Genomic DNA, 9,605 nt, shown 5'->3' on the forward strand with positions numbered 1-9,605 from the left:
ATTTTAAAATAAGTTATATGAACAAAGAGAGGTCACTAAATGGCTAATATAGTACAAAAATTAACAAACCAAGAAATACAACAATTAATGACTAAAATTGATTTTAATACGACTAATCTTTCACAAGGTATGAAAGCACGGACGAAATATCGTAACACCGCTATTACGATATACAATTCTAATAAAGTAATGTTTCAAGGTAAAGATGCCGAATCTGTAGCAAACGCTATGTTGCCTAATAAATCAATACCTTCAAAAAGCAACACCAAACACAATCAAAGCAAACAAACTAAACAACACATCTCCTATAATCAATTTCAATGTATCGGCAGCGACGAAGCAGGTAGTGGTGATTATTTCGGGCCACTAACGGTTTGTGCAGCCTATGTATCCAAAAAGCACGCTCAAATTTTAAAAACACTTGGTGTAGATGATTCTAAAAGACTTACTGATACTAAAATTATAGAGATTGCCGAACAAATTATAACTTTCATCCCGCATTCTTTATTAACAATGCATAATGAAAAATACAATGAGAAACAAAAAGCCGGTTGGTCTCAAGTTAAAATGAAGGCAGTGTTACATAACGAAGCTATAAAAAATGTCGTTGCAAAAATTGACACGGATGAACTTGATTATATTGTGATTGACCAATTTGCTGAGCCTGGTGTATATAAAAGATATGCACTTAGCAATCTACCGTTTGAAAATAAGACAAAATTTGAAACAAAAGGTGAATCAAAGTCTATTGCAATTGCTGCTGCAAGTATTATTTCACGTTATGCCTTTGTGAAAAATATGGATCAACTATCAAAGCATGCAAAAGTTGAATTACCTAAAGGCGCTAGCAATAAAGTAGATTTAGCTGCTGCAAAAATAATTGATAAAAACGGTGTCCAATATTTAGACGCTATGACTAAAAAGCATTTTGCGAACAGAACAAAAGCTTTGAATTTAATAAATAAAAAACATCAATAAACTATAATTTATAACCCAAAACGTTCTTAATGTAAAAAACAAAGCCTTGAATCATCGCCACATTTGGCATAGATTCAAGGCTTTATAATATTATCTAATCGTCGCACCTTCTGCTTGTAACGCTTCTAAAATACGGTCGTGTACTTCATTTACTTTATCATCAGTGAGCGTTTGTTTTGTATCTAAATATGATAAACGAAGTGCAATTGATTTTTCATCTTCTGCCACATGTTCACCTTCATATACATCAAAGACTTCTGCATTTTGTAAAATGTCGCCACCGTTATTTTTAATCACATTAACGATTTTGGCTGATGGCATCGCGCGATTAATGACTAATGCAATATCTCTCGATACACCAGGGAATCTTGGAATTGGTTGATAATTAATATAACCAACGGAAACTGACATCAACTTATCATAATTGAGTTCAAATACATAAGTTCGTTTTAAATCATAGTCGTTTTCAGTTTGTGGATGTAATTCCCCTACAAATCCAACAATTTCATTATTCAGCTTAACCAATGCAGTTCTGCCTGGATGTAATCCACTTATTTCACCAGCTTCATATTCAAATTGAACATCTAAAATTTCAGCAATACGTTCAACAACACCTTTTGCTACAAAGAAATCAATCGCTTCTTTTTTACTTTGCCAAGTATTGACAGCATAATCTCCTGTTAGTATACCACTTAAGTATTCTACTTCGTCTGGCAATTGATCTTTTCCATTGCCAAAGAATACACGGCCCAATTCATAAAGCGCAACATGATGATTACTTCGAGCAACATTATAAGACACATCATCAATAAGATGTGGAATCAAACTCTGTCTCAAAGTGGCATGAGCTTCACTCATAGGCATCAGTAATGATATCGTTGAGCGATCCTGCAATGCAAAATCAGTTGCACGTGCTTTATCTACAAGTGAATAATTAATCGCTTGGCTTAATCCAGCACCTTCTAATGTCGCTTTTACAATTCTTGTTTTTGCTTGTCTATCATTTAGTGTGCCTGGTGTTACGTGTTCAAAAACTGGTAACGTTGATGGTATTTCATCATAACCATAGATTCGAGCAATTTCTTCGATTAGATCTTCTTTTATTGTAATATCTTTACGACGCGAAGGAACCATTACTGTCAGTGTATTACCTTCTTGTGTCGTTTCAAATCCTAATTGAACAAATATCGCTTCAATATCTTCTTTAGATAGTTCAAAACCAATTGTTTTGTTCACTTTTTCAACTGTGATTTCAATAGGTGTCACAAATTGACCTAAATCGCCTTCAGCTACACGATCTTGTAGTACTGTTCCACTTGCATATTGTTGTAGCAAATAACATGCTCTGTCCACGGCTTCGTCTACAAACTCGGTTGCAATACCTTTTTCAAATCGACTTGAAGCTTCACTACGTAAGTTTAGTCGTCGAGAAGTATGTCTAATTGAAACTGGGTCGAAAATCGCACCTTCAATAATGACATTTGTAGTATTTTCAGTCACCTCTGAGAAATCTCCGCCCATCACACCTGCAATTGCAATTGGAGTATTACCATTAGTAATAACAATATCGCTATCTTTTAATATTCTCTCTTGATCATCTAGCGTTGTCATTTTTTCCTCTGCCTTAGCTTGACGCACTTCTATTTGATCAGAACCAATTTGATCTTTATCAAACATATGCAACGGTTGACCATATTCTAATAATACATAATTTGAAATATCAACAACATTATTGATTGGTCGAATACCTGCTTTAATCAATCTCATTTGCATCCATTCTGGTGAAGGATGAATTTTAACATTTTTCACTATTCTAGCACTGTAATAAGGCACCTTGTCCTGATTTTGAACATTGATACTTAATTCATTTGTGGCTTGTTCATTCGTTAATTCACTTTGCGTTTCTGGCTTTTTCATTGGCACATTATAAAGTGCAGCTGTTTCATAAGCAGTACCTATCATACTTAACGCATCTGCTCTATTTGGTGTTAAATCAAATTCCATAACTTGATCATTTAAATATAAAGCAGTAAGTGCATCAGTACCAGGTTTGACATCTGAAGTAAATACATATATGCCTGATTCAAATTGCTTTGGAACAAGGTTTGGCGAAATACCTATTTCTTGTAATGAACAAATCATACCTTCCGAACGTTCACCGCGTAATTTTGCTCTTTTGATTTTTATACCTCCAGGTAAACGTCCACCTACTGTAGCTACAATGACGCTCTGCCCTGCATCAACATTTGGTGCACCACAGACAATTTGTACTGGCGCTTCTTCACCAATATCAACTTGGCATAAACTTAATTTATCTGCATCTGGATGGGGTGCTTTAGATTGAACATAGCCAACCACTAAATTTTTAATGTCTTTTGTGTAATCAATAATATCATCTACTTCAATACCTGTGCGTGTTATTTTTTCTGCAAGAACATTTACAGGTTGATTAATTGCTACAAACGACTCTAACCATTCTTTTGAAATAAACATTATAATTCACCTCTATCTTCTACCGCTTTAAATTGATCTAAGAAACGCACATCATTTGTATAAAAATGTCGTATATCTTCGATACCATACTTGAGCATCGCAATTCTATCTGGTCCCATGCCAAAAGCAAAACCTGTATATTTCGATGCATCAAATCCAGCCATTTCTAAAACATTAGGGTGAACCATACCAGCACCTAAAATTTCTATCCACCCTGTCTGTTTACAGACATTACAACCTGCTCCACCACATTTGAAACATGATACGTCAACCTCTACAGATGGTTCAGTGAATGGGAAGTAGCTTGGGCGCAGACGAATTTCTCTGTCTTCACCAAATAGTTGTTTAGCTAACAATTCTAATGTACCTTTTAAATCGCTCATTTGAATATTTTCATCTACAACTAATCCTTCAATTTGCGTAAATTGGTGACTATGCGTTGCGTCATCAGAATCACGTCTGTAAACTTTACCAGGACATAAAATTTTCACTGGCCCTTGGCCATTACGTTGTTCCATTGTTCTTGCTTGAACCGGTGACGTATGCGTACGCATTAAGATATCTTCAGTAATATAAAAACTATCTTGCATATCTCTCGCCGGGTGTGATTTTGGCAAATTTAATGCTTCGAAATTGTAATAATCTTTTTCAACTTCATATCCATCTACAATTTCATAACCCAAACCTAAAAATAAATCTTCAATTTCCTCAATCGTTCTTGTTAACGGATGCTTAGCACCTATTGAAATTTTACGGCTAGGTAAAGTCACATCGATTTTTTCTTCTGTTAATTGTTGCTCTAATTTTGCATTTGCTAAAATCTCTCGACGTGATTCAATCTCACCTTCAATTGTTTGTCTCACTTCATTTACTTTTTGTCCGTATGCTGGTTTTTCTTCATTCGATAATTCTTTCATATGTTTCATCAAACCAGTCACAGAACCTTTTTTACCTAGATATTTGACTTTGACATCTTGTAGTTCTTTTTCATTTTGAGCTTCATTTATATCTACTAATGCTTGTTGTTTAATCTCAGACATTGCCTCTGTTTGCGCCATACTTTGCCTCCTATTTAAAATCTATATTTTCAAATGATCAATAATTGCATACAAAAAAGCTTTCACCCCTTAAAACTGGGACGAAAGCTTTCCGTGGTACCACCCAAATTTATGCACACGCATACACTTGTAATCTTTGATAACGGAAATGATTTCCGACTTAAATTTCTTTAAGTAACCAAAAAGATGAAAAAAACTAATCACAGTGGATTATCTTTCAGTCTATGAATAATCTCCCTTGAACAACTGCTACTATTAGTTTACGTCTTTTTATAGGTTAATATTTTTCATTGATGTGTTTATTATATACGAAATTCATTCAAAGGGTCAACCTTTCAAATGATACAATAATATACTTCCTGCAATTGCAACATTTAAACTTTCGGCTTGACCATATATAGGAATGTTTAAATTCTGAGTCGTTTGTTTTAATAAATCAGGATTGACACCTTCTCCTTCATTTCCAAGGAGCAGTGCAAAACTTTCTTGATGCTTCACTTGATTATAAGGAATCGCATGCTCTAATGCTGTACCATAAACATTTCCATTAAAACCTTCGATAAATTCACTTAAATCTCTCGTTATAATAGGTATATGAAAAACGCTACCTTGACTTGCACGGAGTACTTTGTCTTGATAAGGATCTGCGGTTCCTTTTTCTAACACGATTAAATCGATGCCTGCTGCATCTGCAGTGCGTATTAATGTTCCCATATTTCCTGGGTCTTGGATACGATCTAGTAACAGTACTTGTTGATATGTTTTTTCCTCATAATGCACTTTTTCTATAATCGCAAAGAACCCCTGCGGCGTAACCGTACCTGACAGTGATTCTGCTACTTTTAAATTGATTTCATATACTTCTTCAACATCATTTACGAGTTGTTCATCTAATCTATCGATATCAATAGCAAATAATTGAAGGATTTTGATATTACTCTTATGTGCTTCGTCAATTAAGTGTACGCCTTCGATAAGCACATGACCTGTTTTATCTCTTTCACGTTTCTTTTTCAATTTATTTGCATTTTTAATCTTATTGTTTTGTGCAGAAGTTATCATTTCCATAATATAGCCTCTTTATTTCAAATTTTAAATATATGTCTTATATTTGAACTTAATTGTTTGCATCTTCTAGCTAAGTCAAATTGATTTTCTAATATTATACTATCTCCACTATAACTTACCATATCACCTTTTTCAGGCAAAACATTATCAAGCAACTTACACTTATATGTTTTAGCAAATTGTGGATTGCTTTGATTCATAATTTGAAAATGTACGTGCGGTTCCATTGTGTTGCCCGAATTTCCTACTCGTGCAATTAATTGTCCACGTCTTATCTGCTCTCCGACACTGACTTCAAAGGAATTTGGTTTAAGATGCGCTATCATACTAAACTCTTTGTCCGTGTGTTTAATAATGATGTAATTACCTTCTGGATGTTTCATATTATTTTCTCCTGGTAGTGCATCTGCTATACCGTCTACGATATCTATTACAACACCATTTGCTGGAGCAATCACACTTTGATTATAACTATAATAACTTTCACAGCAATTAGGATTGCCATGATAAGTCAGATGATTTTTCACTAGAATCAGGTCTAATGCATAACGTTGATTTTTGTATGAGTAATGATGATTTACAAGCTCATTTTCACCACCAGCGTATACAAACCACGTGTCTAGAACTGGTATCGTATACCTTAATTTCGTTTCTTTATGTCTGTTTGACAAATTCATAGGAATAAGCACGAAACCAATAATTTCATGATACTTATTTAACGTCACACTAATACCAGATGTTTTCTTTACATCTAACCATATGTATTCTTCTTTATAATTGAGTTGTATATGTTTGTATAATTTATTTTCATGTCTAATTGTATTATATGATTTCAATAATCTTTCTAACTCGTGATAGGAGGAAATTTCTTGAAAATAATCACTAAACTGATTATACAACCATTCGCTGTCACTATTTTCTATTTTTTCTAATATTACTTGTGCATTTATTTCAATCATCATTTACACAACCCATCAATTGTATATAACATTACTATTAAAAATAAAAAATCGCTCATAAATTATTATATGAATAATTAATGAACGATTAATCTCGGCTAAACATTAGCCTTTAAATAAATGAAATTATTTAGATACAACTTCTTCACCTTTGTATGAACCACAGTTCTTACAAACACGGTGAGATAATTTGTATTCACCACAATTTGGGCATTCTGTCATACCAGGTACTGAAATTTTAAAATGCGTACGACGTTTATTTTTTCTTGTTTTTGACGTTCTTCTTTTTGGTACTGCCATGATATATCCTCCTTATATTCATACATTACTAAATTATTTTCAGACTCAATAATCTATTATACTATAAATTATTTAAATCCGCTATTGCTCTTCGTCATATAATTGTTGTAGTTTTTGAAGCCTAGGATCGATTTGCTCAGCTTCCTCTTCTTCAGCAAGCTCAACCGCTTGTTCCTCGTCAATAACTTCCCAACCATTACCTTCACGTAGCATCTGATCGCTATTATTTGCAAAAGCACGCATTGGCTTTTCTATAATAACAAGTTCTTCAGCAATATCTTTTAGATTAATCATGCCGTCTGTGGCATCATGATAATGCTCATCCTCTTCGTCATCACCTATATACGCGTTACCTTCCAAATCAAAAATTTCTTGTGATTTTATGTCAATAGGCACTTCGACTGGTACTAACGTACGCGCGCACGCCATCGTATAGGTTCCAGTTATATGCATATCTGCAATGACTTCATTTGATTTGACAGTTAGTTCACCCTCAACATCAATATCAGATAAATCTATTAAATCTAATGATTTTACTAAATGATCAAAATTCACCGTTTGATGGAACTCAAATGGTTTATCTTGGAATTTTCTTAATTGTGTTATTGACCATTTCATATGGCTTCACCTCTAACAAGCACAAAATTTATTTTAACTTTATAGACAAAAGTTGTCAAGATTTTTTCTTAACACAAATTAATCTGATACAATATCTATAATGAATTCTGAAAGGGAGAATTGCAAATGAAAAGCGTTGCACTAGTCACTGAATATAATCCTTTCCACAATGGTCACTTATACCATGCCCAGACATCAAAGTCAATAACTGCTTCTGAAATATCTATAGCCATTATGAGTGGTAATTTTGTTATGAGAGGTCAACCTGCCATATATAATAAATTTACACGTACTCGAATGGCATTGAGTGCAGTGGATTTAGTCATTGAATTACCAGCAGTAGCTGCATTATCAGCAGGCCAATATTTTGCAGAAACAGCTGTCCAAATAGCGAGTTACGTTGATGCAGATCATCTATCATTTGGTAGTGAATCAGGTGACATCGATTCATTTCATGAATTGCTACAAAATATCTCTAAAATAGAACAATCGCCTGAATTTATTAAGAAACTAAAAGAAGGCAAAAGTTATCCAAGAATATTAAGTGAACTTTTAAACAATCATACATTATTATCTTCACCCAATAATACATTAGGTATTTCTTATATGCGAGCGATTCAAAAGTTAGCACCTCATATCAAACCTTGGACGATACCAAGAGAAAGCAGTCACCACCATGATTCCAATATTTCAAATTTAGATTTCGCTAGTGGCACTTCCATTCGCAATGCAATACAAGCCCATAACGACCAATGGAAATCAGTTGTTCCCGACTCAATACAACAGCTCTATCAAGAACCACAAGCAACTGTAGAAGATACGTTTCCATATATTAAATATGCTGTTTTAAGTCATACGCCACAATCTCTGAAAAATATCTATACGATGTCCGAAGGATTAGAAAATCGCATATTAGATAAAATTAGATATGCTACATCATTTGAGCATTTCATGTCACTCATTAAAACAAAAAGGTATACTTATACACATATACAGCGTATTTTAATGAATATTTTACTAAACTTTCAACAAAACCATAAACATAACGCTGTAAATGCAGTGCACATTCTTGGTATGTCAGCAAAGGGTCAACAATATTTAAAATACTTAAAACAAAAATTTCCAGAACGTCATTTTATTACGCAAATAAATCAACAAAACGCGCATTTATTTGAACGAGAAATCCATTCAACACATATTTATAATTTGCTCACACACCATACAGAAACAGATTTCAATACACATGTCATACGTACTGAAAATGACTGAATGCTAATCAAAACAATTAAAACAAGATCCTAGTATTGGAGCCTGTAAATAATTTTTTAGAATTTTATTTATAGGCTTTATATATAGCGTTATTTTTATTATTTAGCTTAATTTTCAATAGTAGTATCCCATAGGTATTTTCAGTAATAATGGTAATTAATTACCTACAATTTGACTTTTATCAAAATAAATCCGTTTGCCTCATTTAGTTTTCGTATTTATAGCGTACGAAAATGACTGATGTCTATATTAAACAGCTCGAATCAACACTATGTATATAATTCAATTAGTTTCTGTTCATCGACATCATATGATAAATCTACAAAATAGTCGAGTTGCCACTTTTGAGTAAGTTTTGCAGTTTTGTTTAAGTCTTTTTCCCAACTTGGATAAACACGAAAAGCCATCTTCCCTTTTTGCTTTTCAGAACTTAAAATATTTTTGCGCATAAGAATTTCTTTTTGAAAAATGAATTGTCCTTTTTTCACACCATCTAATATATTAATAACTAATTTATCTTCCATCTCATCATAATTAAAAGGTACGTTGTTTCCTTGATCATTTTTACGCCATATCGCAACAAAATAGCCGTGTTTCTTTGGTGTTTTTTTAGCTAATCTACTTTTAAAAGTGACGTGATTAAACATAAAATTGATAGCTTCATATGCTTGATTCCAGTTTTCAATATTTAAGGCTTCAAACGAAAAGGCTAATTTCGTTTCTTTTAATTTATTAAATAGTGAGTTCGAATTATTATTAATGGTTATCATCCTTTTGATAGAAATTTTCATCACAGGTGTACATTGTTGACTTTCTCTCTGCTGCTCGAAAGCATAAGAATCACTAACCCAACAAGTTGGGA

9 protein-coding genes are annotated in these 9,605 nt (G+C 33.2%); 2 read left to right on the forward strand and 7 right to left on the reverse strand.

Features of this window, described 5'->3' with window-relative positions; genetic code table 11:
• Window positions 1–39: 39 nt before the first annotated feature.
• On the forward strand, window positions 40–978 hold the full coding sequence (rnhC, locus tag KA814_RS06870; RefSeq protein WP_064209085.1) for a ribonuclease HIII: 939 nt from the start codon (window positions 40–42) through the stop codon (window positions 976–978).
• Between the two features lie 90 nt (window positions 979–1,068).
• Here rnhC and pheT read toward each other — a convergent pair whose 3' ends face one another.
• The 6 genes from pheT to KA814_RS06900 all read right to left on the reverse strand — a co-directional run bounded on the left by pheT (window position 1,069) and on the right by KA814_RS06900 (window position 7,474).
• On the reverse strand, window positions 1,069–3,471 hold the full coding sequence (pheT, locus tag KA814_RS06875; protein ID WP_064209086.1) for a phenylalanine--tRNA ligase subunit beta: 2,403 nt from the start codon (window positions 3,469–3,471) through the stop codon (window positions 1,069–1,071).
• Complete coding sequence (pheS, locus tag KA814_RS06880) at window positions 3,471–4,529, reverse strand: phenylalanine--tRNA ligase subunit alpha (protein ID WP_064209087.1); 1,059 nt, start codon at window positions 4,527–4,529, stop codon at window positions 3,471–3,473. The genes pheT and pheS overlap by 1 nt, the downstream gene beginning before the upstream one ends.
• A 327-nt stretch (window positions 4,530–4,856) precedes the next feature.
• Entirely contained in the window at window positions 4,857–5,597 is a 741-nt protein-coding gene (locus KA814_RS06885) for a TrmH family RNA methyltransferase (RefSeq protein ID WP_064209088.1), read from the reverse strand.
• 17 nt (window positions 5,598–5,614) lie between these two features.
• Window positions 5,615–6,559, reverse strand: a complete 945-nt coding sequence (locus KA814_RS06890; protein WP_081254265.1) for a M23 family metallopeptidase — start codon at window positions 6,557–6,559, stop codon at window positions 5,615–5,617.
• Between the two features lie 123 nt (window positions 6,560–6,682).
• Window positions 6,683–6,856: a 50S ribosomal protein L32 gene (gene rpmF, locus KA814_RS06895; RefSeq protein WP_019469283.1), complete on the reverse strand. Its 174-nt coding sequence runs from the start codon at window positions 6,854–6,856 to the stop codon at window positions 6,683–6,685.
• 81 nt (window positions 6,857–6,937) lie between these two features.
• The gene (locus KA814_RS06900; RefSeq protein WP_046207843.1) at window positions 6,938–7,474 is read right to left on the reverse strand and encodes a YceD family protein; all 537 of its coding nucleotides are present in this window, start codon (window positions 7,472–7,474) and stop codon (window positions 6,938–6,940) included.
• 126 nt (window positions 7,475–7,600) lie between these two features.
• Here KA814_RS06900 and KA814_RS06905 point away from each other — a divergent pair, with 126 nt between their 5' ends.
• Window positions 7,601–8,743: a nucleotidyltransferase gene (locus tag KA814_RS06905; RefSeq protein WP_064209089.1), complete on the forward strand. Its 1,143-nt coding sequence runs from the start codon at window positions 7,601–7,603 to the stop codon at window positions 8,741–8,743.
• 269 nt (window positions 8,744–9,012) lie between these two features.
• On the opposite strand, the gene KA814_RS06910 is transcribed toward KA814_RS06905, so the two are convergent.
• Window positions 9,013–9,605, reverse strand: a 593-nt coding sequence (locus tag KA814_RS06910; RefSeq protein WP_348633951.1) for a MepB family protein, incomplete at its 5' end; no start/stop codon positions are given.

Origin of the sequence: Staphylococcus sp. GDY8P196P (assembly GCF_017891705.1) — a bacterium.
Taxonomy (GTDB): Bacteria; Bacillota; Bacilli; order Staphylococcales; family Staphylococcaceae; genus Staphylococcus; species Staphylococcus ureilyticus.

Coding starts and splice junctions, on each gene's coding strand:
- rnhC (WP_064209085.1), top strand. CDS start 40: ATGGCTAATATAGTACAAAAATTAACAAACCAAGAAATACAACAATTA.
- pheT (WP_064209086.1), bottom strand. CDS start 3,471: ATGTTTATTTCAAAAGAATGGTTAGAGTCGTTTGTAGCAATTAATCAA.
- pheS (WP_064209087.1), bottom strand. CDS start 4,529: ATGGCGCAAACAGAGGCAATGTCTGAGATTAAACAACAAGCATTAGTA.
- KA814_RS06885 (WP_064209088.1), bottom strand. CDS start 5,597: ATGGAAATGATAACTTCTGCACAAAACAATAAGATTAAAAATGCAAAT.
- KA814_RS06890 (WP_081254265.1), bottom strand. CDS start 6,559: ATGATGATTGAAATAAATGCACAAGTAATATTAGAAAAAATAGAAAAT.
- rpmF (WP_019469283.1), bottom strand. CDS start 6,856: ATGGCAGTACCAAAAAGAAGAACGTCAAAAACAAGAAAAAATAAACGT.
- KA814_RS06900 (WP_046207843.1), bottom strand. CDS start 7,474: ATGAAATGGTCAATAACACAATTAAGAAAATTCCAAGATAAACCATTT.
- KA814_RS06905 (WP_064209089.1), top strand. CDS start 7,601: ATGAAAAGCGTTGCACTAGTCACTGAATATAATCCTTTCCACAATGGT.